Annotated in this window: 22 protein-coding genes; 16 read left to right on the forward strand and 6 right to left on the reverse strand. The window is 42.1% G+C overall.

Annotated elements, in window-relative coordinates:
* From DW152_RS11255 to DW152_RS11300, 9 genes are all read left to right on the forward strand, one after another.
* A partial coding sequence (locus DW152_RS11255) for a dihydroxyacetone kinase subunit L (protein ID WP_118288339.1) occupies nt 1–357 on the forward strand: 357 nt, incomplete at its 5' end.
* Nucleotides 358–657: 300 nt separating this feature from the next.
* Entirely contained in the window at nt 658–1,521 is an 864-nt protein-coding gene (locus DW152_RS11260) for a hypothetical protein (RefSeq protein ID WP_118288659.1), read from the forward strand.
* A 212-nt stretch (nt 1,522–1,733) separates the two neighbouring features.
* Entirely contained in the window at nt 1,734–2,579 is an 846-nt protein-coding gene (locus tag DW152_RS11265; protein WP_118288660.1) for a hypothetical protein, read from the forward strand.
* Nucleotides 2,580–2,802: 223 nt separating this feature from the next.
* Nucleotides 2,803–3,621 carry an AraC family transcriptional regulator gene (locus DW152_RS11275; protein ID WP_118288661.1) on the forward strand — a complete coding sequence of 273 codons (819 nt, stop codon included), beginning with the start codon at nt 2,803–2,805 and terminating at the stop codon, nt 3,619–3,621.
* 198 nt (nt 3,622–3,819) lie between these two features.
* Nucleotides 3,820–4,437 (forward strand): DUF4867 family protein, encoded by a 618-nt coding sequence (locus DW152_RS11280; protein ID WP_118288662.1) that lies wholly within the window; start codon nt 3,820–3,822, stop codon nt 4,435–4,437.
* A 96-nt stretch (nt 4,438–4,533) separates the two neighbouring features.
* On the forward strand, nt 4,534–6,018 hold the full coding sequence (locus tag DW152_RS11285; protein WP_021859765.1) for an L-fucose/L-arabinose isomerase family protein: 1,485 nt from the start codon (nt 4,534–4,536) through the stop codon (nt 6,016–6,018).
* Between the two features lie 17 nt (nt 6,019–6,035).
* Nucleotides 6,036–7,493: a xylulokinase gene (gene xylB / locus DW152_RS11290; RefSeq protein ID WP_021859764.1), complete on the forward strand. Its 1,458-nt coding sequence runs from the start codon at nt 6,036–6,038 to the stop codon at nt 7,491–7,493.
* A gap of 197 nt (nt 7,494–7,690) precedes the next feature.
* Nucleotides 7,691–8,956 (forward strand): uracil permease, encoded by a 1,266-nt coding sequence (gene uraA / locus DW152_RS11295; RefSeq protein WP_117538526.1) that lies wholly within the window; start codon nt 7,691–7,693, stop codon nt 8,954–8,956.
* A gap of 47 nt (nt 8,957–9,003) precedes the next feature.
* Nucleotides 9,004–9,873, forward strand: coding sequence for a PHP domain-containing protein (locus tag DW152_RS11300; protein WP_118288663.1), 870 nt, complete (start codon nt 9,004–9,006; stop codon nt 9,871–9,873).
* 191 nt (nt 9,874–10,064) lie between these two features.
* Here DW152_RS11300 and DW152_RS11305 read toward each other — a convergent pair whose 3' ends face one another.
* The 6 genes from DW152_RS11305 to DW152_RS11335 form a co-directional block, all read right to left on the reverse strand.
* On the reverse strand, nt 10,065–10,829 hold the full coding sequence (locus DW152_RS11305; protein ID WP_021859761.1) for an SDR family oxidoreductase: 765 nt from the start codon (nt 10,827–10,829) through the stop codon (nt 10,065–10,067).
* Nucleotides 10,830–10,866: 37 nt separating this feature from the next.
* Entirely contained in the window at nt 10,867–11,679 is an 813-nt protein-coding gene (gene rhaD, locus DW152_RS11310; protein ID WP_118288664.1) for a rhamnulose-1-phosphate aldolase, read from the reverse strand.
* Nucleotides 11,680–11,716: 37 nt separating this feature from the next.
* Nucleotides 11,717–13,180, reverse strand: coding sequence for a rhamnulokinase (locus DW152_RS11315; RefSeq protein WP_118288665.1), 1,464 nt, complete (start codon nt 13,178–13,180; stop codon nt 11,717–11,719).
* A gap of 14 nt (nt 13,181–13,194) precedes the next feature.
* A complete protein-coding gene (locus DW152_RS11320) occupies nt 13,195–14,019 on the reverse strand; it encodes a DeoR/GlpR family DNA-binding transcription regulator (RefSeq protein ID WP_117538529.1) in 825 nt (274 codons plus the stop codon).
* Between the two features lie 312 nt (nt 14,020–14,331).
* A complete protein-coding gene (locus DW152_RS11330) occupies nt 14,332–14,937 on the reverse strand; it encodes a class II aldolase/adducin family protein (RefSeq protein WP_021860293.1) in 606 nt (201 codons plus the stop codon).
* 69 nt (nt 14,938–15,006) lie between these two features.
* A complete protein-coding gene (locus tag DW152_RS11335; protein WP_021860292.1) occupies nt 15,007–15,948 on the reverse strand; it encodes a 1-phosphofructokinase family hexose kinase in 942 nt (313 codons plus the stop codon).
* Between the two features lie 411 nt (nt 15,949–16,359).
* Between DW152_RS11335 and DW152_RS11340 the strand changes: the two genes are divergently transcribed.
* The 7 genes from DW152_RS11340 to DW152_RS11370 all read left to right on the forward strand — a co-directional run bounded on the left by DW152_RS11340 (nt 16,360) and on the right by DW152_RS11370 (nt 24,015).
* Nucleotides 16,360–17,841 carry a sugar ABC transporter ATP-binding protein gene (locus tag DW152_RS11340; RefSeq protein ID WP_330411938.1) on the forward strand — a complete coding sequence of 494 codons (1,482 nt, stop codon included), beginning with the start codon at nt 16,360–16,362 and terminating at the stop codon, nt 17,839–17,841.
* Nucleotides 17,842–17,861: 20 nt separating this feature from the next.
* Entirely contained in the window at nt 17,862–18,863 is a 1,002-nt protein-coding gene (locus DW152_RS11345) for an ABC transporter permease (protein WP_117538499.1), read from the forward strand.
* Between the two features lie 58 nt (nt 18,864–18,921).
* Complete coding sequence (locus DW152_RS11350) at nt 18,922–19,914, forward strand: sugar ABC transporter substrate-binding protein (RefSeq protein ID WP_117538500.1); 993 nt, start codon at nt 18,922–18,924, stop codon at nt 19,912–19,914.
* A gap of 174 nt (nt 19,915–20,088) precedes the next feature.
* Nucleotides 20,089–21,129 (forward strand): NAD(P)-dependent alcohol dehydrogenase, encoded by a 1,041-nt coding sequence (locus DW152_RS11355; RefSeq protein WP_117538501.1) that lies wholly within the window; start codon nt 20,089–20,091, stop codon nt 21,127–21,129.
* A 207-nt stretch (nt 21,130–21,336) separates the two neighbouring features.
* Entirely contained in the window at nt 21,337–22,107 is a 771-nt protein-coding gene (locus DW152_RS11360; protein WP_158570039.1) for a GolD/DthD family dehydrogenase, read from the forward strand.
* A gap of 118 nt (nt 22,108–22,225) precedes the next feature.
* Nucleotides 22,226–23,068 carry a transketolase gene (locus tag DW152_RS11365; RefSeq protein WP_021860285.1) on the forward strand — a complete coding sequence of 281 codons (843 nt, stop codon included), beginning with the start codon at nt 22,226–22,228 and terminating at the stop codon, nt 23,066–23,068.
* A 2-nt stretch (nt 23,069–23,070) separates the two neighbouring features.
* Complete coding sequence (locus DW152_RS11370; protein WP_117538503.1) at nt 23,071–24,015, forward strand: transketolase family protein; 945 nt, start codon at nt 23,071–23,073, stop codon at nt 24,013–24,015.
* Nucleotides 24,016–24,020 lie beyond the last annotated feature (5 nt).

Consider the following 24,020-nt stretch of genomic DNA (forward strand, 5'->3'; position numbering starts at 1 on the left):
GGAGAAGATCTGGATGAGATCACAGCGGCAGATCTTGGAACAATGCTGGAAGCAGGTCTTAACGGGCTGTACGGGATCGTAGATGCGAAAGTCGGCGACAAGACATTAGTAGATACACTGGCGCCATCCGTGGATGTAATGAAAGCAGCCGGAGCAGAAGGAAAGGATTTCAAAGAAGCACTGGCAGAGATGAAGAAAGCTGCAGAAGCAGGACGCGATTCTACCAAGGACATGGTAGCAAAATTCGGACGTTCCAGCCGTCTGGGCGAGAGATCCAGAGGTGTGCTGGATGCAGGAGCAACCTCCTGCTGCATTATCCTCAGCGCAATGGCGGACGGAATCAGCGAACTATTATAAAACAGAGATAAGAGAACATATCACAAATCCTTTTATAGCATGGATTTCGAGAGAAAAGTAAGAAAAATAAAGATAAAATCTCCGGGAAGGAAAGAGTCCCGGAGGTTTTTTTGATGAAGTAAAATGGCTGGACTTTTCATAAAACTACTCCTACGTAAGCACAGTGTGTTTTCAGGCTTTTGCCCCTGGCATCGTAATAAAATATTAAGAATTTTGCAATGAAAATATTAACAATTAAGGAATATGCTTTCCATGTAAAGCAAATATACAGACGCGATGACAAGAATGGAGGAGAACAACATGAGGAAAGCATTAAGAAAGTATCTGTTTGTCGCAGCAATTTGCCTGTGCACGGCACTGACAATGGCTCCGGTGCATGCGAAGGCAGCCGGTAAAGTGAAGAATCCGGCGATTGTCAGACTGAAACCGGGGAAAACTTATACAAAATATGATATTACCGGGGATAAAAAGAAAGATAAGATCAAGATTACACTCGGAAAACGTGATGAAAGTGACTTTATCAAGCGGATCACAGTATCTGTCAACGGAAAGAAAATTGTGAAAAAAGGAATCGGTTCTTTCTATTATAAGACCAGCCTCGTAACACTGAAAAACGGAAAAGTATATCTCTGGGTGAAGAGTTCTTCAGAAGATGCAGATGATACATGGGGATGCCTGTATCAATATCGCAAAGGCAAACTGGAAAAGAAACTGAAATTTGATGGATATGTAAAGAAATATTACTATCATCTGAGTACGGATGTAGTTAAAGTTTCCGGCAACACGCTTACTGTAAAGCAGAGCAATATGACCAGCCCGCTTGGTGAGGCTGTTTATAAATATGATTACAAATATGAGAATGGAAAATTCCATATCGTATCAAGAACTGCTGCTATCGTAAAAGCATCCTATTCTTATCGCACGAAGAGCAGCTGGGGCACATTGAAAAATAATAAAATGCTTTATACCAGTCCATCCACAAGTAAATCAACCGGTGTTGCTGTGACTGCGGGAACAAAAGCAAAAACAACAAATATTTATATGTGCGATAAATTTATAAGTGTAAAGATTAAGACTGCTGACGGTAAAACCGGATGGTTAAAATGCAGCAAGAAATTTGACGAAAGCAAATTGCTCTTTAAAGAGTGCTTTTATGCGGGATAGATAGTAAGAGTTAGTTGAAAAAATATATAAATGGGGACGGGGCTTTTTTAGAAAAGCCCCGTCCCCATTTAACGGTAATTGCACTTTTGTCGCTGAAAAATCGGAACAGAAAAGCGAATATATGACTGGCAGCATCTTGTGTGATCTGCAAGTCAATGCTATCATCAAAGTATCAATTGTTACAGGAAAACATAGAAGAAAAGGAGGAGCTTATGAGAAAATGGAAAAAGGCAGCAGTAGCTGCAATGGTATGCCTGACAGGAGTTTTATTTATGCCGTCGATGAAAGCAGAAGCAAAGAATCCGTCCATGGTGGAATTGAAAGCAGGAAAGACTTACAAAAGTTATGATATCACCGGCGATAAAAAGAAAGATACAGTGAAGATCAGTATTCCAAAAGACCAGTATGACAGATACGGGACTGTAAAGATTACGGTGAACAAGAAAACGACAAAGATTATAAGAACATGGACTTCCTATGCGATCCACACAAGACTGGTAACATTAAAGAACGGAAAAGCGTATCTCTGGGTACAGGGTGAGACGGATAATGAAGACGATCCGTGGGAATGTATTTATCAGTATAAAAAAGGAAGATTTAAAAAAGTCGTTGATTTCTCAAAGACATCTTACAATTATACGAACCATCATCATACGGATATCCTGAAAGTGTCAGGCAACACGATCAGCACAAAACAGTATATTATGTCCACAGCGATGGCTGGTGTTGAGTACAAAGTAAATTATACCTATAAAAAAGGCGCATTAAAGAAGACATCTTCCGCATATGAGATTACAAGTGCCGGTTACACTTATCGTGCAAATGGAAAATATGGAACGATGAAGAATACGAAAGCATTATACAACAGTGTTTCCTGTAAGAAGAAAGTAGCTACTGTAAAAGCCGGAACAAAAGCAAAAGCAGTGAAGATTTATATGACAGGCAAAGCATTTAACATTAAGATTAAAACAGCAAACGGAAAAACAGGCTGGGTGAAAGGCTCAAGAAAATTTAGCGACAAATCGTTACTTTTCAAAGAGTGCTTTTACGCAGGATAAAACCTTTGTAGAAAGAAAAAAGCGAGAGCGAGAGCCATGTACAAAAGGCTTGGATACAGAGAGGCAGACATTGTGCCATGTGAATTTAACAGTATTTCGGAGGCAGCTTGTACTTCTGGAGAAGAGATTATAATTGTAAAGACTTACGTTGTTATGATATAATGGAAAGGCAGTGAAGCGGGCAAACAATATATTCTTATGAAATATAAGGAGGGAGAAACTGGTGAATTATTCACACGAGATTATTATGCCAAATGACGATATCCCTTTTAAAATGTTTGTTTTCGAGGGACGACACGGTAATTACTCGAGAGAGAAGCACTGGCATCGTTCTATCGAAATCTTTGCTTTGTTCGAAGGAGAGATTGAATTTTACGTGAATGAGATTAAGTATTCCCTGAATCCGGGAGAATTCATGTTGGTCAACTCCAATGAGATCCATTCGATCCACTCTCCGAAAGAGAATTTTACTGTAGTGCTTCAGATTCCGCTGACAACGTTTGAACGATATTATACGGATGAGAAGTTTATTTATTTTACACACAGCAGAAGGATCCATGATGAGGAATTCATGCAGGTGATCCGGGACATGTACGATGCTTATGAGAAAAAAGAGATCGGATATGATCTGAAAGTACAGAGTTATTTTTACGAGCTGATCTATCTGCTTGTGAGTAAGTACAGAGAAGTATCTGTGGACAGTGAAATGATACGAAGCAACAAAAAACTGAACAAGTTATCGGCGATAACGGCATACATGAAAGAAAACTACACGAAGGATTTATCGCTTGAAAGCCTTGCACAGACTTTTGGATATTCCTCTACTTATCTGTCGAGGATGTTTCAAAAATATGCAAAGACGAACTATAAGAATTATCTTGACGACATCCGTCTGGAGCATGCATATAAGGATCTGGTCAACAGCGATATGCCGATCGGAATGATCGCGAGTCAGAACGGATTTCCAAACAGTAAGGCCTTTACGAAGGTATTTCAGAAAAAATACAATAAATTGCCTAGTGAATTTAGAAAAGAATTATAGAACAGAGCGCAGTAACAATATTTGTTACTGCGCTCTGTTTCTGTTTTTGCGGGGGAAATAGGAAGAAAATAAAAAAGTTCACAGGACAAAGTGCTCAAATTGCAAGAAGGACAAGAATTTGCCATGAACGGTTAAGTATTTGGTCGAAAGATCGTTAAAAAATTGCTATAATAACCTTGTGTTTTAGGAGGAATTATTATGAAAATTCAACAAGTAGAAGACAAAGCGTTTTCGACATATGGACGAGTACTGAAAGGGTATGCGTTGTCACCGCTTTTAAAAGCCATGGAACATACACCGCTTCCTAAAGGGGAAGTGATCTATGTTCCGGGGATGGAAGAACTGGAAGATCTTCCTGTTGCAAAGGCTTTTAAAGACCGTGCGTTTGGAGGACTGCCGATCCAGGTGGGATTCTGCAACGGGTTCAATACTTATCTGAACGCGGTAGAGTATCACAGAAGTTCAGAAATCAATGTAGCAGTGACAGATATGATTCTCCTCGTAGGAAGACAGCAGGATATTACAGAAGAGTATACTTACGATACAGATCAGATCGAAGCATTCTTTGTTCCGGCAGGAACAGCAGTAGAGATGTATGCAACAACGCTGCATTATGCACCATGTATGACGAATGAGAAAGGGTTCCGCTGTGTTGTGATCCTGCCAAAGGGAACAAACACAGACGTAGAGATACCGGCGGATGCCAAGGGAGAAGCAAGACTTCTCACAGCGAGAAACAAGTGGCTCATCGCACATGAGGATGCAAAGATTGAAGGCGCCTTTTGCGGGCTGAAAGGCGAGAATGTGTCGGTTTAATGCCGGCGGCGTTACGAGTGTAACGGATTTATCAAACAATAGATTTACAAAACATGTATTATGAAAAACAACATTTTTGAAGGAGGAATTGGTATTATGAACAACATGCCAGAAGTAAAACTTGGAATTGTAGCAGTAAGCCGTGACTGTTTCCCGGAGAGCTTATCTGTAAACAGAAGAAAGGCACTGATCGATGCCTACACAAAGAAATACGGAGCAGAGAACATTTACGAATGTCCAATTTGTATCGTTGAAAGCGAGATCCATATGGTGCAGGCACTCGAAGACATTAAGAAAGCAGGATGTAATGCACTTTGTGTATATCTTGGAAACTTCGGACCAGAGATTTCTGAGACATTGCTTGCAAAACATTTTGACGGACCGAAGATGTTCGTGGCAGCAGCAGAAGAGACAGGAGACAACCTGGTACAGGGACGTGGAGATGCTTACTGTGGTATGCTTAATGCAAGCTACAATTTACAGCTTCGCAATATCAATGCATATATTCCGGAATATCCGGTCGGAGATGCAGAAGAATGTGCAGATATGATTCATGAGTTTATGCCGGTAGCAAGAGCTGTCATCGGATTAAATGATTTAAAGATCATCAGCTTTGGACCGAGACCGTTAAACTTCTTAGCATGTAATGCGCCGATCAAACAGCTTTATAATCTGGGTGTAGAGATTGAAGAAAATTCAGAGCTGGACCTGTTTGAAGCATTTAACAAACATGCAGGAGATGAGAGAATCCCGGCAGTTGTCAAAGAGATGGAAGCAGAACTTGGAGCCGGTAATAAGAAACCGGAGATCCTTGAGAAACTCGCACAGTATGAGCTCACATTAAAAGATTGGGTAGAAGATCACAGAGGTTACAGAAAATATGTTGCGATCGCAGGAAAATGCTGGCCTGCATTCCAGACACAGTTTGGATTCGTACCATGTTATGTCAACAGCCGTCTGACAGACCAGGGAATCCCGGTTTCCTGCGAAGTAGATATTTACGGAGCGCTCAGTGAGTTCATCGGAACGGTTGTCAGCGAAGATACAGTAACACTTCTGGATATCAACAATACAGTACCGAAGGATATGTATGAGAGCGAGATTAAAGGAAAATACGATTATACACAGAAAGATACTTTCATGGGATTCCACTGTGGAAATACAGCATCCAGCAAGCTTGCATTCTGTGAAATGAAGAACCAGATGATTATGGCAAGAACACTTCCGGAAGAAGTAACACAGGGAACTCTGGAAGGGGATATCATTCCTGGAGATATTACGTTCTATCGTCTGCAGAGCACAGCAGACTGCAAACTGCGTGCATACATTGCGCATGGTGAAGTCCTTCCGGTAGCAACAAAATCTTTCGGAGGCGTTGGTATTTTCGCAATTCCGGAGATGGGAAGATTCTACCGCCACGTACTGCTCGAGGGAGGATACCCACATCACGGAGCAGTTGCATTTGGACATTTCGGAAAAGCTTTATATGAAGTTTTCAAATATATCGGAGTTCCTGTAGAAGAGATTGGCTATAATCAGCCAAAAGGTGTAAGATATAAGACAGAGAATCCATTTGCATAAGAAAGGGGATAAAAACAATGTTATTCATTGGTGTAGACTTAGGAACATCAGCAGTTAAATTGTTATTAATGGATGAAGAAGGAGACATTAAGAAGATCGTCTCCAGAGAGTATCCGCTGTTCTTCCCACATCCGGGTTGGTCTGAACAGAAACCGGAAGACTGGTTTGCACAGTCTATGGAAGGAATCAAAGAACTGACAGCAGAGTGTGATAAGTCACAGGTTGCAGGAATCAGCTTTGGTGGACAGATGCACGGACTTGTTGCACTGGACGCAGAAGATAATGTGATCCGCCCGGCAATTCTGTGGAACGATGGAAGAACCGGAGAAGAGACAGATTATCTGAATACAGTAATTGGAAAGGATAAATTATCCGCTTACACAGCAAATATTGCATTTGCAGGATTTACAGCACCGAAGATTCTTTGGATGAAGAAGAATGAACCTGAGAATTTCGCTAAAATTGCAAAGATCATGCTTCCAAAAGATTACCTGGCATACAAGCTGTCCGGATCTTTCTGCACAGACGTATCCGATGCATCCGGTATGCTTCTTATGGACGTTAAGAATCGCTGCTGGTCAAAAGAAATGCTTGATATCTGCGGAATCACAGAAGAGATGCTTCCGAAGTTATATGAAAGTTATGAAGTAGTAGGAACTCTGAAAGAAGACATTGCGAAAGAGCTTGGACTTCCTGCCGAAGTAAAAGTTATCGCAGGTGCCGGAGACAATGCCGCAGCAGCTGTTGGAACAGGAACTGTAGGTGACGGAAGATGTAATATTTCTCTTGGAACTTCCGGAACAATTTTCATTTCCAGCAAGAACTTTGGAGTAGATGAGCACAACGCTTTACATTCCTTTGCACACGCAGACGGATATTATCATCTGATGGGATGTATGTTAAGTGCAGCTTCCTGCAACAAGTGGTGGAATGAGGAAATCCTCAAGACAACAGACTTTGCGGCAGAGCAGGCAGGCATTCAGAAATTGGGTGAGAACAATGTATTCTTCCTGCCATATCTGATGGGTGAACGTTCTCCACACAACAACCCGGACGCGAGAGCAATGTTTATCGGAATGTCTATGGACACAACAAGAGAAGACATGACACAGGCTGTTCTGGAAGGTGTTGCATTCGGACTTCGTGATTCTCTGGAAGTTGCAAGAAGTCTTGGAATTAAGATTGAGAGAACAAAGATCTGCGGTGGCGGAGCAAAGAGCCCACTGTGGAAGAAGATCATTGCAAATGTTATGAACATGAAGGTAGATGTTATTGAAAGCGAAGAAGGGCCGGCACTTGGCGGAGCTATGCTGGCAGCAGTCGGATGCGGAGCATATCCGGATGTTGAGACGATCGCTTCCAAACTTGTAAAAGTTATTGATACAGTTGAGCCGGAGAAAGAACTGGTTGACAAATACGAAGAGAAATACCAGAAATTCAGAAAGATTTATCCAACTGTAAAATGCTTATACTAAAAGCATACATAAAGGATTGAGATGCCGGTAAGGTTATTCTATAAAATCTTGTATCATATAATGGGACAAAAGGAGATTGCAAATGAGATTTTGCAATCTCCTTTTTCTTTTCTTATAGATACTGATATGATACAATGGACAAAGTGAAATAATATAATTACACAAACTTAAAGGAATGAAAGGTACAGGAGGAAAACATGGGAGAACGTAAAATTATTCAAATTGAGGACAAAGTGCCATTTAAACTGCTGCTTCCACTCAGCATCCAACATATGTTTGCAATGTTTGGGGCTTCTGTTCTGGTGCCGTTTGTATTCGGTATTAATCCGGCGATTGTATTATTTATGAACGGTGTCGGAACATTGATTTTTATGACAGTAACAAAGGGGCAGGCGCCGGCATATCTTGGCTCCAGCTTTGCATTTCTGGCACCGGCAGGTGTTGTTATTTCGAAAATGGGATATGAATATGCACTGGGCGGTTTCGTTGCGGTTGGATTCTGCGGATGTATTTTATCGCTCATTATTTATAAATGTGGAACAGACTGGATTGATGTTGTATTGCCGCCGGCAGCGATGGGACCTGTAGTAGCATTGATTGGATTGGAACTTTCCAGTTCAGCAGCGAGTAATGCAGGACTTCTGGATGACAAACTGGATATGAGAAATGTGATCGTATTTCTGGTGACACTCGGTGTTGCGGTCTTTGGAAATATTTTATTCCGCGGATTTTTATCGGTTATTCCAATTCTGATTGCGGTTATCGCAGGATATCTGACAGCGCTTGGCTGTGGCATCCTTGATTTTTCTAAAGTGGCTTCTGCATCCTGGTTTGCACTGCCGAACTTTACAATGGCAAAATTCGATACAGGTGCAATCCTGATGATTCTTCCGGTACTTCTCGTTATTACGTCAGAACATATCGGACATCAGGTTGTAACGAGTAAGATTGTAGGCCGTGATCTGTTGAAAACACCGGGGCTACACAGATCTTTATTCGGAGATAACTTCTCTACCATGATCTCTGGTTTGATCGGTTCCGTACCAACAACGACTTACGGTGAGAATATCGGTGTTATGGCGGTTACAAAAGTATACAGCGTGCGCGTGATCGCAGGGGCGGCAGTGCTTTCTATCATCTGCTCTTTCGTTGGAAAATTATCTATGCTGATCCAGACGATTCCGGGACCGGTTATCGGAGGGATTTCCTTCCTGTTATACGGTATGATCGGAGCATCCGGTATCCGTATTCTGGTTGACTCACAGGTGGACTATGGCAGATCAAGAAACCTGACACTTACTTCAGTAGTATTTGTAACTGGACTTTCCGGAATCAAAGTGGCGTTTGGGGATATTGAGCTGACCGGTATGGTGCTTGCATGTGTAGTCGGCATGATTTTAAGTCTTATTTTCTACATTCTTGACAGACTGCATCTGACGAACGATCAGGATGAAGAGGCGTAAGAACCAGAGACTGTGGAAAAAAGAAAAGTAAGAAAGTTGGCAAGAAAATGTCAGAGAAACAAAATATAATAAAAAATGAATTAACAGCAGCGAATCCGTGTGATCTGCATGTGCACACGACACATTCAGATGCATCCAGAACGGTTGCACAGGTGATAGAATACGCTGCAATGATCGGACTTAAGTATATTGCAATCACAGACCATGATACAATGGCAGGTGTGGATGAAGCTGTGGAGCTTGGCGGAAAACTTGGCGTGCATGTGGTTCCGGGTGTGGAAATGTCTACGCTTGATGAAGAAAGTGGAAGAAATGTGCATTTGCTCTGTTATCTGCCAAAGAATCGTCAGATGATCGATGGATTTCTGGAAAATACATTGAAATGGCGAAGAGAACAGAAGCTGGAGATGGCGCGCAGAGTACATGAAATATATCCGCTTGTGACACCGGAACTGGTGGAAGCTTATGCAAAAGACAGCGAATCGATATATGAATGTCATGTGATGCAGCCGTTATGTGATTTTGGCTATACAAATGTGGCAATCGGAGAGCTGATGAGTTCACTGATTTCTTCAAAGGGAAGCTGTTATGTACCGAAACGATATCCGACGACGTTAGAAGCGGCGACGGTAATCCGGGAAGCTGGAGGGTTTCCGGTGGTAGCGCATGCGGAGCAGTTTGACAGCTTTGAGCTGATCGAGCGATATGCCAAAGAGGGTCTGCTTGCAGGTGTAGAAGTATGGCATCCAAGAAACGGAACGGAATCCAGACAGCGTCTTCTGGAGATTGCGAAGAAATATGATCTTCTTACAACCGGTGGCAGCGATTTTCACGGGCAGTATACAAAGAAACCTCATCCGCTCGGCTTCTGTGGCTGTGAAATCGCAGATGTGGAAGCTATGCTTGCGCGGAAGTAGCAAAATGTCTTAATTTTAGAACTTATAGATTTGATAAAAAAGAAGCTGGATAAAGGAAAGTTCCTTCAATAGATTGTAGATGAGTTAGAAAAAACAGAAGAGAGCATCCAGAAGATAATGGAAAAATATAAATTATAAAAAAGTTGCCAATGTTTTTCGTGATACATTGGCAACTTTTTTGCTAAGTGAAATTACTGTACGGAATATCCGCCGTCTACGATAATATCGCTTCCGGTTGTATATCCGGAGGCATCGGATGCAAGATAGAGAACTGCAGGGATGAGTTCTTCCGGTTTTCCCATTCTGTGCATTGGCATAAGCGGAATCCATGCGTCAATCAAGTCTTTCGGTACATCGACTGACATTGGTGTTGCAATATATCCAGGGCTTAAAGAGTTTACACGGATGCCGTATTCAGCCCATTCAATGGCAAGAGATTTGCTCATGTGGATAACACCTGCTTTGGAAGCGTTGTAAGAAACCTGCCACTGTGGGATGTTAACGATCGTTCCGGACATAGAAGCCATATTGATGATGCTTCCTTTGATGCCACGTTCGATCATGATACGTCCAACGGCACGGCACATGATAAATTCTCCGGTCAAGTTGATATCAACAACTTCGCGAAATTCTTCAACAGTAGCTTCTAATGTGGACTGATGCATGCAGATACCGGCATTATTGAACAGGATATCGATAGAACCTGAACGCTCAAGAATCTCTGCAAGAGCTTTGTCCACCTGTGTTTCATCTGTAACATCAGCTTTGAGATCGTAAGCTTTTCCACCTGCTTCTGTAATTAATTTTACAGTTTCTTCAGCACCGGAACGGCTTAAGATTACAACTTCGGCACCTGCTTCGGCAAGCCCCTGTGCGATAACCTGTCCGATACCGCGTCCACCACCGGTTACGATAGCAACTTTTCCGTTAAGTCCAAACATTTTTTCTAAGTACATCTTTAAGTTTCCTCCTGGTAAAATATATTATTTCTTTTTAATCCAGATAGCCTTCTCTTGGTGTTACACCAAAGCTTCTGGCAAGTTCGCCTAACTGCTCTTCCGGAATTTTATTTACGATCGGAAGCGGAGCAATCTTCATATAAATTTCAGCTGCTTTCTCGACTGTCTCGATCAGACCGAATGCCTCATCAAGCGTATGTCCGGCAGCGAAAATTCCGTGCTGTGCCCAGAGAATGATTCTGCGGTCGCGGATCTTCTCGGCTGTGAGTTCGCCGATTTTGTTCGTTCCTGCGATCATCCAAGGAACGATTCCGACACCGTCCGGGAATACAACGATACATTCTGTGCACATACCCCACAAAGCTTTAGTAAACTCTTTCTCGTCGATGGAATGTACAAATGTCATTGCAATTGTGTTTACCGGGTGGCAGTGCATAATAACACGGTGTGTAGGATCTACTTTCAGACGCTCCATGTGGTTCATCAGATGTGTTGGAAATTCGCTTGTCGGAGCGGCATTTCCTTCAAATCCCCATAACAACTCCAGGCTTTTCCCATCCTGTGCCACACGTACGATACCAAGGTTCTCTGCCGGGTTTGGAGTAATATTTTTGAAATATTTTCCGGTTCCTGTTACCATAAAGATACGACCTGCAACATAAGAAGCATCGAAGTTAATCGGGATCGTACGGATAACGTGATCAAGATCCAGATAATACTCCAGCGGTTCGTCCTCAAGCAGCCAGCTGATGTTTCCGCCGTTTCTTTCATCCCAGCCAAGGCGGTACATGTTCGCTGTCATTTCAGAAATTTCCTGAATAAATGGTGCGGTTAAAATGTTTTTCATAGTTTTTCCTCCTCATAATGTATGTGATGTATGTGATTTATTTGTTAATGATACATTTCTGATACTTAACATCCCACTCTTCGTGATTCTGAGGTAAATATTCGCGCATTTTGGAGGCAGATGCCATGATATTTTTTGCTTCATCAAGGGAAGAAGCGGCGCCGATGGAAATTAATTGTACAGTAATATTTCCGATGGCAGTTGCCTCGTCCGGTCCTGCAACAACCTTGCGTCCGCAGGCATTGGCAACAAACTGGCAGAGGATTTCCGCCTTGGAACCGCCACCCATCATGTTGATGACCGGTAATTCTTTTCCGGATACCTTCTCAAGCTGTTCGACCGTCCAGCGGAATTTCATGGCAAGGCTTTCGTAAATACAGCGGATAATCTCGCCGACTGTTTCCGGAGCCTCTCCGTAGTGTTCCATACAGTACTTCTGGATTTTCTTTGGCATATTACCCGGATTATAAAAAACAGGTTCATCCGGATCAAATAGAAAACGGAATGGTTCTGCAGCTTCGGCGAGTTCACCGAGTTCACTGAAACTGTAGTCTTTTCCATGTTCTTTGTAATAACGTTTGCTCTCCTGTATGAACCAGGAACCCATCACATTGCGCAGGATGCGGTGATGACCTTCGTAGCCACCTTCATTTGCCAGATTGGCGGCATAGCCTTCCGGGGTGATTACGCAGTGGTCAAGCTCCGTACCGATCAGTGACCATGTACCACAACTTACAAGTGCGCAGTCTGTGTGGAGCGGTGAAGACAGATATGCAGAAGCAGTATCGTGCTCACAGACAACGGATACAGGGAATCCCTTTGTTCCCATCATTTCATTATAACTTTCCTGCGTATTTCCAAGCAGTGTACCCGGCTTTGTAAGCGTGCCGAATAATTCGCGTGGAATATCATAACTGTCAAGGATTTCCTGACACCAGTCATCTTTCTTAAAATCATACAGCTGGCTGACAGAAGAAATCGTATATTCGGAAATTGTCTTGCCGGTCAGGAAATTGATCAGAAGATCCGGGATAAACAGAAGTTTATAAGCGTTATCTAATAAAAATCCGTGACCGTCTTCGCGCATAGCGCCTAATTGCAGATAAGTGTTAAAGAGTGCATTCTGGTTGCCGCTCAGTTCATAAAGCTTTTCTTTTGAAAGCTTGCTGTAAATCTTGTCTGCATGTCTGGCAGTACGCTCATCACGGTAGCAGCGTACCTGTGTGAGTAACTGACCGTTTTTGTCGATCAGACCAAAGTCATTGGAAAAAGAATCGATGGCAAATGAGTCGATCTGATCATCTGTCATTTCAATGGCTTTTTTGATTCCGACATTCATTTCTTTATAAATGTTAATGATGTCCCAGAAAAGTGCGCCGTTTGCTGAATAGGAAACATTGTCAAAACGGTGGATATTCTCAATCGATACATTGTCCCCATCGATTTTAGCGAGAAATAATTTGCCACCGCTTGCGCCGAGATCAAAAGCTAAAATATTCAATTGTACATCCTCCCTTACGCAGTGATGATCCGGACCCCATGTTTTTTTGTAATGGTCCGGAGAGTTTCGGAAACCTCTGGAGTATAGTTGAAGTTGTCTGTCACAATGCAGTCAATTTCATTGAAATTGCCGAGGAAGAAAGGACCTGCTACTTCAAACTTTGTGTGGTCAACAAGAAGGTAAGTCTCTTCAGACTTGTCCATCATTGCTTTCTTGGTGTCAATTTCGTTCAGACTGATATCTGTGAGTCTTTTGTTCAACGTAACTCCTGTGCAGGAAATAAAAGTTTTATCCGGATAAAATTCTTCGGAACTCTTAATTGTACGTGTTCCGTAAAGAGAATAGTTATTACCATTGTAAAATCCTGCAAGGCAGATCAGAGACAGATTCGGATTCTCTAATTTGGCGGCTTCCAGTAAAACTTTTACAGAGTTGGTAATGATAGTCAGATGCATCTCTTTTGGAATATAATCCAGTAAAAATAAAGTTGTGGAACTGTTATCAATAAAAATAGTATCCCTGTTTTCAATCAGAGAAGCAGCTTTTTGTGCAATGAGCTTTTTCTGTGGGATATTGCGCCCGTGACGCAGCAAAAAAGGAGACTCACTGTTTAAAACGGTGTCTCCATATTTGGCTGCGGTTCCTACATTTAATGGATTCGCATTCAGAATGGCACCACCATGTGTACGGGTTAAAATGCCCTCGGCTTCCAGGCTTTTAAGATCCCGACGGATTGTTTCTTTGGATGTGTGAAGCATATCTGCGAGGACGTTCACACTGACCGAAGACTGAGCCCCCAGAAGATCTATGATTTTTGTTTTTCGTTCCTGACTATACATGTTAATACCATCCTTTTAATATATTTCATGATACCTACGGATTGCTACGTGCCAGGCACTCTCGCAATCCTACACAATATTCGCATATCGCAAGGCTACGCCTTGGCTTTTATGCTCATATTGCTATTAGGTACATTTCTAATGATACCTACGGATTGCTACGTGCCAAGCACTCTCGCAATCCTACACAATATTCGCATATCGCAAGGCTACGCCTTAGCTTTTATGCTCATATTGTTGCAGGTCTCTCAAACTCGCAAGCACTTTTATGCAAGCATAACGTGCATACGAGTTCGGAGACCTTAGGTATCATTAGATCAAATTCTTTGTAATTGTGCAGAATGCGTCGCATTCGATTCTCTCAAGCATGCTGTATGCGAGGTAGATGCTTGGACCGGATACAACAACGCCGTGTTTTGGCATGATCATTCCGATTGGTTTTTTCACTGCTGTCTCGCGGTGATCTTCGAAATACTGATATACATTTCTGCTCAGCTCTTCAGAGTAAGCTTTTGTCCATTCGATACATCCGACTTCGCCACGTCCCATAGTAGCTTCTGTTACGTTCGGAATCGGTTTGGACTGAGCAACGAATGGCATACAGTAGAACGGATGTGCATGGATTGTACACTCGATCTCTTTGAAGTTCTGTAAGATCAGTACATGCATCAGACTTTCTCTGGAAAGTTTGCCTTCGCCTTCAATGATGTTGCGGTCATAGTCGATCAGAAGGAAATCTTCCGGCTGCATCTCGCAATGTTTTCTTTCAGACATCAGAGATGGAGAGATTAAGATACGGTTCTCGTCTACACGTACAGCAAAGTTACCGCCTGCAGCATTTGTCAGTCTGCGGTCCCACATCATTTTTGCTACCTTGCACATTTCCAGTCTCATTTCATAGTAAGATAAGTTGCTCATAATTCATTCTCCTTTTATTGTATTTGATTTATTTGTTTTTTTCAATTGTTACCTGTTGGTTTTGGGTATCTATTTGATCTTCTCGATTGTTACCTGCTCTTTTAATTCTTTCGCGCGTTCCAGATCATAACCGGCAGAAAGCTTGGATTCTGCGGTTGCGGCAGATACGGCAGTTGCGATACGAATGGTATCCTCAATGGAATATCCTTCGGATAAACCATATACAAAACCAGAAAGGAAGCAGTCGCCACATCCGATCGTGTTCTGTACATTTACTTTCGGCGGGTGTACACGGTAATAACCTTCCGGAGCTTTTACAATAGATCCGTCTCCGCCTAATGAAACGGCGATGATCGGGACATTGTAAGAATCCAGTGATTCAATCGCTTCTACTATAGAGGCGTCGTCTTCAGCAATCGGATGACCGGCAAGTGTGGACAGCTCATCCAGGTTCGGCTTGATCATATATGGAGTCTCGCGGATACATTCTTTCAGAGATTTACCACTTGTATCTAAGAAAAACTTTAAATCCCGGTCGCGGAACATCTCGAGGATCTTATTATATACGGAAGGATCCGGTGAGTTGGATGCGTCTCCGGAGAAAATAAGGTAATCACCCGGCTGGATGGTTGCTTTCATATCTTCAAGAAGTTCATTTAACTCCTCTGTCTTTAAAGTAACACCACGCTCGGCTGCAATTGTGCAGTCACCTGTATCTTCTATAATAAGGTAATTTGTTCTTGTCTCTCTGGAACCGTCATCATAATGTTTAAAACGGACCTCGATGCCGTATTCATTCAGCATATTTATGACTTTCTGCCCGCTTTTGCCATGGCTGATTCCGAATGCAGTGTTCTCTTTGCCGAGAATCTTCAGATTAATAGAAACGTGTGTACCTTTGCCTCCGATCGTATCGACAGTTTTTTGGATTCGATTTGTAATATTTTTGTCGAATCTGCTCAAATAAAGAATTCTGTCAATAGCGGGGTTAAGTGTCAATGTGTGTATCATATTCTACCCCTTTCTGTATTACACAAGTAAACAAACAAGTTCTGAAAGTATAATAACACAGAAACGGAAATAAAACAACATAAAACTAAGAAAGTTAATAAAATAACAAATGCAAACGGATAAGATTATGAACGAGATATGAACAAAAAAATCATAAATTTACAACAAAATTAACAAAAAAGACAAAAAATAACATGCCGAAAGATAAAAATTGACTTGACATACAACGCGATAGGTAGTAGTATTGAGTACATAGAAAGCGTATTGCATAAATAAATTGATATAAAGGTGGACAGAATTATGAAAAATGTATAATCCAAAACATATACAATCATAAACGGTCACAAACAAACACAAAAGTAACATCAAAACAACATGCAAGAGCGAAATATTTAAGGGAGGGAATGGAAAGTGGAGAACATCAAAATGCGTGTCAGTGGAATTAACAAGTCGTTTCCGGGTGTTAAAGCTCTGGACAATGTTAATTTCGCCGTTAGAAAAGGAACGGTTCACGCTCTTTGTGGAGAGAACGGTGCCGGTAAGTCAACATTGATGAAAATCATTAACGGAATTTACAAAGCAGATTCCGGACAGATCTTTCTTGATGAGAAACCGGTAACAATTAAAGATCCGATTCAGGCGAGAGATTATGGTATCGCAATGATCGCACAGGAACTGAACTATGTACCGGAAATGTCAATCGAAGAGAACTTGTTCTTAGGACGCCTTCCGGTGACTAAATTTGGCAATGTTGATTGGAAGAGAGTTCGTAGAGAGACGATTGAATTTCTGAGACAGGAGAATCTTCCATATAAACCGGATCAGAAATTAAAAACATTAACAGTATCTGACATTCAGATGCTTGAGATCATCAAAGCAATTTCCAACAACGCTCAGATCGTAATCATGGATGAGCCTACATCAGCAATCACAAACCGTGAGGTTGAGGTGTTGTTCGGCAAGATCGCAGAGCTGAAAAAGAAAGGCGTAAGTATTATTTACATTTCTCATAAGATGGAAGAAGTATTCCGTATTGCGGATGACATCACAGTTCTTCGAGACGGTAAGACAGTTGAAACACATCCGGCATCAGAGATCGATCTTGACAAAGTCATTGCACTGATGGTTGGACGTAAGATGGACAATGTTTATCCGAAAGAAGAAGTTGAAATTGGTGAGCCGATCCTTGAAATAGAAGGACTTGGAAGCAAAGGTGTATTTAAAGATATTAACTTTAAAGCTAACAAAGGTGAGATCGTAGGATTTGCCGGACTGATGGGTGCAGGACGTACCGAAACAATGAGAGCAATCTTCGGACTGGATCCTTATGATGAAGGAAAGATCAAAGTTCACGGCAAAGAAGTTACTATTAAGAAGGTAAGCGACAGTATCGCACAGAAAGTCGTAATGCTTTCCGAAGACAGAAGACGTTATGGTATCATCCCGATCCGAAGCGTTATGGAAAATGCAAGCATTTCCAGTCTGGACAAGATTATCTATGGCGGAAGATGGCATCCGAAGGTAGAAAAAGAACTGGTAAGCAAATATTTTGAAAAGATGCATGTTAAAACACCATCTCTTGAAACTGCAATTCAGGGACTGAGTGGTGGTAACCAGCAGAAAGTACTTCTGGCTAAATGGATGTTAAGAGATCCGGATGTATTGATTCTGGATGAGCCTACCAGAGGTATCGACGTCGGAGCTAAATTCGAGATCTACAGACTGATGACAGACCTGGTTAAAGAAGGAAAGACAGTTATTATGGTTTCCTCTGAACTGCCGGAGCTGATCGGAATGTGCGACAGAATTTACATAATGAACAAAGGTAGAATCACTGGTTGTCTGAGCAAGGATGAGTTCTCACAAGAGACAATCATGAGATATGCAATGTAATTAGCGGAGGGATTGAGAAAATGAAAAATTCAAAAGCGAGAGATTTTATACACAAGTTTTCGATCTATATCATCCTGGTGGCAATGTTCATCATCTGTGCGATCGTAAATGACAACTTTTTATCTGCACGTAACTTAATCAACGTTGCCCGCCAGCTTTCAGTTGGAACAATCCTGGCATACGGTGAAATGTTACTGGTAATCGCAGGACTGATCGACTTGTCTGTTGGTTCTGTACTGGCACTCGCTGGTGTGCTTTCAATCGCAGCATACCAGTCAACCGGATCACTGTTAGTTGGTTTCCTTGTAGCAATCGCAGTTGGTGTTGCATGTAACTTCATCAACGCAATCCTGGTTACACACTTTGATGTACCGGCATTCATTGCTACACTGGCTATGCAGATGTCAGCCAGAGGTGCGGCACTTCGTTTCACAAACGGACAGAACTTACTTCAGTTAAAAGATTACACAGTATTTGGACAGGGTAACTTAGGACCGATTCCGATGCCTGTAGTATTCATGATCATTATTACAATTATTACATGGTATATTATGACACATACAAGATTCGGTCGTTCTCTTTACGCTATCGGTGGTAATGAAGGAGCAGCAATCGCATCTGGTATCAATGTTAAGAGGAACAAATACATCATCTACATCATCAATGGTATCTTTGCAGGTATCGCAGGTGTGCTCTTTATGTCTCGTGTAAATGCAGGTCTTCCGAACGGAGCTGTAGGATATGAGATGGAAGGTTTGACAGCTACTATCGTCGGTGGTACTAGTTTCTCAGGTGGTGTTGGTACAACAATGGGAACTCTTGCCGGTGGATTTATCATCGGTTTCCTGAACAACATCATGAACCTGATGGGTGTAGACTCTTATGTACAGCAGATCGTTAAAGGTATCATCATCGCACTCGCCGTAGTTGCAGATATCAGATCTAAGAATAAGAAGACACAGAAAGTTATCCTTGCAGCAGATGACAATGATGACAAGAAAGAAAAAGCAGCAGCCAAATAATGAATGCACAAGTTGCAGAACTTTTACAATATAAACCAAATAAGGAGGATTTCAATCTATGAAAAAGAAAGTAATCAGCGCTATCCTTTGCGCAGCAATGGTATCTACAATGGCAGTAGGATGTAGCTCATCCGACAGCAAAAAAGACTCTAAGAGTGACAAAAAAGACGGCTACAAAGTAGCTTATATCGCAAGAGCTCAGGAAGACTCTTTCGCAGCTTGGTTAGCTGACGAGATGAGAGCAGCATTCAAGAAAACAGGGGACATGTCATTAGAGGTATTCGATGGAGAAGCTAACGACGAGAAAGAGAACTCTATCATTGAGAACTGTATCGCAAACGGATATGACGGAATTATTGTTCAGGCTAACAATGGAGAAGCTCAGCTCCCATACATTCAGCAGATCGTAGAAGCTGACATCCCATGTATCACAACAAACCCACGTGTTGAGTGTGAAGGAACAGGATCTGTAGATGCTGATCCATACGAGCAGGCAAAAGTAAACTGTGAACTGGCTCTTAAGAAGATCCCGAAAAACGCTAAAGTTGTAGTTCTTCAGGGACCTGCAGGAAACTTCCACAGCACAAAGAGAAGAGAAGCATGGAAGAAAGAATTCTTCGACAAGAGATCTGATGTTAAGATCTTAGCAGAAGATATCGCTAACTGGAACAAAGACGAAGCTATGCAGCTCATGGAAGACTGGGTACAGGCTTATGGAAAGATTGACGCTGTTATCTCTATGAACGACAACATGGCAGCTGGAGCAATCGAAGCAGTTAAAGATAACGCTAAATACAAAAACATGCAGGCATATGGTGTAGACGGAACTGCAGAGGCTTGCTTACTTATCAAAGAAGGTAAGATGACATCTACAGGACTTCAGTCAGCTATCGACCTTGCTAAGATGAATACAGAAGCTATGCATGATGTATTAACAGGTAAGAAGAAAGTTACTGACATCAACGACAACGTTCCTGCACCACTTATCACATCTGACAATGTTGACGAATACATCCAGATGTACAAAGACAACGGACAGATTAAAGAATAATTTGAACGTATGAAAAATTAATCACAGAATTAGATTAATGACTTAATCAATGTCAGTGAGAAAAAGTATATTGTAAGAGTAGACATAACTGGCAGGTCAAATATCGGCTTGCCAGTTATTATTTTCAAAAAATAGTTCGAGAAATTTTTAACAGATTGAAAGGAGATACGTGAAATGAAAAACAGAGGAGCATTTATGACAGACCTGGATAAAATGGAAATCCGTGATATTCCAATGCCAACACCGAAAGAGAAAGAAGTTCTGGTTGAACTGGAATATGTAGGAATCTGTGGTTCTGATGTACATTATTTCCATGATGGAAGATGCGGAAGCTATGTAGTAGATGGAGACTTCATGCTTGGACATGAGTGTGCCGGAACAGTTGTAGAACTTGGAGAAGGTGTAGAGAACCTGAAAGTCGGAGACAGAGTAGCTCTGGAGCCGGGAATCACATGCGGACAGTGTGAATTCTGTAAATCAGGACGTTACAACCTTTGCCCGGATGTACAGTTCCTTGCAACACCACCGGTACAGGGATGCTATGAGAACTACATCGCATTCCCGGAGAACATGTGCTTCAAACTTCCGGACAACATCAGCACAAAAGAAGGTGCACTTGTTGAGCCATTATCAGTAGGTATGCACGCAGCTAACCAGGGAAATGTACAGCTTGGAGACTCTGTAGTAATTCTTGGAGCAGGTTGTATCGGACTTGTAACATTACTTGCTTGTAAAGCACACGGTGCTACAGATATCACAGTTGTTGACGTAATTCCAAAACGTCTGGACTATGCTATGAAATTAGGAGCTACACGTGTGATCAACGGAAAAGAAGTAGATGCTATCGAAGAAGTTAAGAAGATCACAAACGGAGCCGGTGTTGACAAAGTTATGGAAACAGCAGGATCTCCATTTACAATCAAAGAGACTCCATTCATGGTTAAGAGAGGCGGAACAATCGTATTAGTTGGTATTTCTGCTCAGGAAACGGTTGAATTTAACTTTGCTCAGATCATGGACAAAGAGCCGGAAATCAAATCTGTATTCCGTTACAGAAACATCTACCCACAGGCAATCGCAGCTATCTCTGATGGCCTGATCGATGTATCCGGAATCGTTACACATGAATTTGATTTCGATAACATTCAGGAAGCATTTGACTGTGCAATCAATAACAAAGACGATGTAGTAAAAGCTGTAATTAAGATCAAATAATATAATACCAAGGTAAAAAGGTCGGTCGCCACGTGAGCTAGATCATATGTGGCGGACAGACCTTGGGACCTGTCCCAATATGAGCATAAAAGTGGGATATTAATCCCACGATATGCGAATAGTGGGTAGGATTGCGGGAGTGCAACGCACGTAGCAATCCGTGGGTATTATAAAAAACAGATGAATACAGCAAAATGGAGGTTTATGATGATAGACTATAGAAATTTTAATGAAGATTTCAGTCTGGAAGGCAAGACAGCAATTGTAACTGGTGCAGCTAGTGGTATCGGATATGAGATTGCAAAAATGTATGCAAGAAAAGGCGCTAACGTAGTAAGCTTTGACATGAACAAGGCAGATGACCTTGACGATTACATGAAGGAGCAGGGCGTAGGCTATCTCGCATATGTTGGAAACATTACAAAAACTGCAGATATTGATGACTGTGTGGCAAAGACAGTTGAGACATTCGGAAGACTGGATATTCTTGTAAACTGCGCAGGAATCGGTGTTGTACAGAGCGTTCTGGATCATGAGGAAGATCTCTGGGATAAGACACTTAGCATCAACCTGACAGGAACAGTAAGATTTGGACGTGCTGCTGCAAAAGTTATGAAAGAACAGGGCGGCGGAAAGATCATCAACATGGGTTCCCAGGCAGGAGTTGTTGCACTTGACGGACATCTGACCTACGGATGTTGTAAAGCTGCTGTAATCTATGCTACAAAACAGTTCGCTATGGAACTGGCACAGTACAACATTAATGTAAATGCAATCTCTCCAACAATTATCCTGACTCCGATGGGAGAAGAAAACTGGAATAATGAACGTGGAGTAGAATTTAAAAAGAAAATTCCGGCACATAGATTTGGTTATCCGGAAGAAGTGGCAGCATGCGCAGTATTCCTTGCAAGTGACGCATCCAGCCTCGTAAACGGAGCAAATCTTGTGATCGATGGTGGATTTACCATCTGCTAAACAAGAGTAATTACTCAAATATTTTATTTCAATGATGCTTTCGCCGTGCAGTCGTTAGCCCCGCTGCATGGCGATATAGCTAAAAAAGCTAAGAAAACAATGACGGAGGTCTAAAACAATGGAAGAAAAAAGAGTGCAGGAGCTGGCTGCGAAGGCAGTAAAAGTCCGCAGAACAGCATTAGAAGCAATCGAAGCCGCTCATTCAGGACACGTAGGTGGATCCTTTTCAGTGGCAGATATTTTGACAGTTTTATATTGGGAAAAAATGAACATCAACCCGGAGCAGCCTAAAGATCCCGACAGAGACAGATTTGTACTGTCAAAAGGTCATTGTACACCGACTATGTACGCGACATTGGCACTTCGTGGATTCTTCCCGGTAGAAGATCTGAAAACATTCAGAAATGTAGACAGTTATCTCTCCGGACACGTAGAGATGACAAAGGTACCTGGTGTAGATATGTCAGCAGGTTCCCTTGGACAGGGCTTATCCGCAGCAATCGGAATGGCTCTGTGCGGAAAAGTGGATAAGAAAGATTATCGTGTATATGCAGCATTAGGAGATGGCGAGATTCAGGAAGGACAGATCTGGGAGGCAGCTATGGCAGCCGGAAATTACGGACTGGACAACCTGACCGTATTCGTAGATAACAACAATCTGCAGATTGACGGAACCATTGAAGAAGTAATGTCACCATATCCGATTGAAGATAAATTCAAAGCCTTCAAGTGGAATGTACTTACAATCGACGGACACGATTATGCACAGATTGCAGATGCAATTGACAAAGCAAAAGAGACAAAAGGTGCTCCGACGGTTATCGTAGCAAAGACTGTAAAAGGAAAAGGTGTTTCCTTCATGGAAAACAATGTAAAATTCCATGGAAGCACACCGACACCGGAACAGTTTGAACAGGCATTCAAAGAATTAGATGCACAGGCTGCATCATTGGAGGTGTAATTATGGGAGAAGTAATAGCAACAAGAGAAGCCTATGGAAGAGCTCTGTGTGAATTCGGAGCAGATGAGAACATCATGGTATTTGATGCGGATCTTACAATTTGTACAATGTCCTGCTATTTTGCACAGAAGTATCCGGAGAGATTCTTCAACGCAGGTATCGCAGAGTGTAACATGGCAGGTATGGCAGCAGGAGCAGCATCTTGCGGAAAGACAGCGTTTATCCATACATTTGCAATGTTCGCAGCAGGAAGAATTTACGATCAGGTAAGAAACTCCATTGCATATCCGGGACTTAATGTAAAAGTTGTCGGAACACATGCAGGACTTTCTGTAGGAGAAGATGGAGCAACTCATCAGTGTATCGAAGACTTAAGTCTGATGCGCACCATCCCGGGAATGACAGTTATCTGCCCATGTGATGCAAATGAGACAAGAGAAGTTGTAAAAGCAATGATCGATTATGACGGACCGTGCTACCTGCGACTGGGACGTTCCGGAGTTGAAAATATAACTGACTCCATCCCGGGATATAAATTTGAACTTGGCAAGGGTGCACAGTTAAAGGACGGAGATGATGTAACAATCATCGCAACAGGTCTGATGGTTCAGGAAGCATTAAAAGCAGCAGATCTTCTCGCAGCAGAAGGAATCAAAGCCCGTGTGATCGACCTGCATACGATCAAACCGATTGACAAAGATATTATCATCAAAGCAGCCAAAGAAACGGGTGCAATTGTAACAACAGAAGAGCACAATGTTATCGGCGGACTTGGCGCAGCAGTAGCAGAAGTCGTTACAGAAAGCTGCCCGGTACCGGTTGTGAAACATGGTGTAGAAGATGTATTTGGACATTCCGGAACAGCAGAAGCATTGATGGTAAAATATGGTTTAACACCGGAGAAGATTGTAGAAAAAGCAAAACAGGCAATCGCCTTAAAAAAATAAACTGC

Origin of the sequence: Dorea sp. AM13-35 (assembly GCF_003473885.1) — a bacterium.
In the GTDB taxonomy this organism is placed as follows: Bacteria; Bacillota; Clostridia; order Lachnospirales; family Lachnospiraceae; genus Dorea_D; species Dorea_D hominis.

Bases quoted from the DNA above. Each gene is read 5' to 3' on its own strand.
- rhaD (WP_118288664.1), bottom strand. From the start codon at position 11,679: ATGAAAAACATTTTAACCGCACCATTTATTCAGGAAATTTCTGAAATG.
- xylB (WP_021859764.1), top strand. From the start codon at position 6,036: ATGTTATTCATTGGTGTAGACTTAGGAACATCAGCAGTTAAATTGTTA.
- DW152_RS11280 (WP_118288662.1), top strand. From the start codon at position 3,820: ATGAAAATTCAACAAGTAGAAGACAAAGCGTTTTCGACATATGGACGA.
- DW152_RS11360 (WP_158570039.1), top strand. From the start codon at position 21,337: ATGATAGACTATAGAAATTTTAATGAAGATTTCAGTCTGGAAGGCAAG.
- DW152_RS11300 (WP_118288663.1), top strand. From the start codon at position 9,004: ATGTCAGAGAAACAAAATATAATAAAAAATGAATTAACAGCAGCGAAT.
- DW152_RS11335 (WP_021860292.1), bottom strand. From the start codon at position 15,948: ATGATACACACATTGACACTTAACCCCGCTATTGACAGAATTCTTTAT.
- DW152_RS11285 (WP_021859765.1), top strand. From the start codon at position 4,534: ATGAACAACATGCCAGAAGTAAAACTTGGAATTGTAGCAGTAAGCCGT.
- DW152_RS11345 (WP_117538499.1), top strand. From the start codon at position 17,862: ATGAAAAATTCAAAAGCGAGAGATTTTATACACAAGTTTTCGATCTAT.
- uraA (WP_117538526.1), top strand. From the start codon at position 7,691: ATGGGAGAACGTAAAATTATTCAAATTGAGGACAAAGTGCCATTTAAA.
- DW152_RS11355 (WP_117538501.1), top strand. From the start codon at position 20,089: ATGAAAAACAGAGGAGCATTTATGACAGACCTGGATAAAATGGAAATC.
- DW152_RS11370 (WP_117538503.1), top strand. From the start codon at position 23,071: ATGGGAGAAGTAATAGCAACAAGAGAAGCCTATGGAAGAGCTCTGTGT.
- DW152_RS11260 (WP_118288659.1), top strand. From the start codon at position 658: ATGAGGAAAGCATTAAGAAAGTATCTGTTTGTCGCAGCAATTTGCCTG.
- DW152_RS11320 (WP_117538529.1), bottom strand. From the start codon at position 14,019: ATGTATAGTCAGGAACGAAAAACAAAAATCATAGATCTTCTGGGGGCT.
- DW152_RS11265 (WP_118288660.1), top strand. From the start codon at position 1,734: ATGAGAAAATGGAAAAAGGCAGCAGTAGCTGCAATGGTATGCCTGACA.
- DW152_RS11365 (WP_021860285.1), top strand. From the start codon at position 22,226: ATGGAAGAAAAAAGAGTGCAGGAGCTGGCTGCGAAGGCAGTAAAAGTC.
- DW152_RS11350 (WP_117538500.1), top strand. From the start codon at position 18,922: ATGAAAAAGAAAGTAATCAGCGCTATCCTTTGCGCAGCAATGGTATCT.
- DW152_RS11305 (WP_021859761.1), bottom strand. From the start codon at position 10,829: ATGTACTTAGAAAAAATGTTTGGACTTAACGGAAAAGTTGCTATCGTA.
- DW152_RS11330 (WP_021860293.1), bottom strand. From the start codon at position 14,937: ATGAGCAACTTATCTTACTATGAAATGAGACTGGAAATGTGCAAGGTA.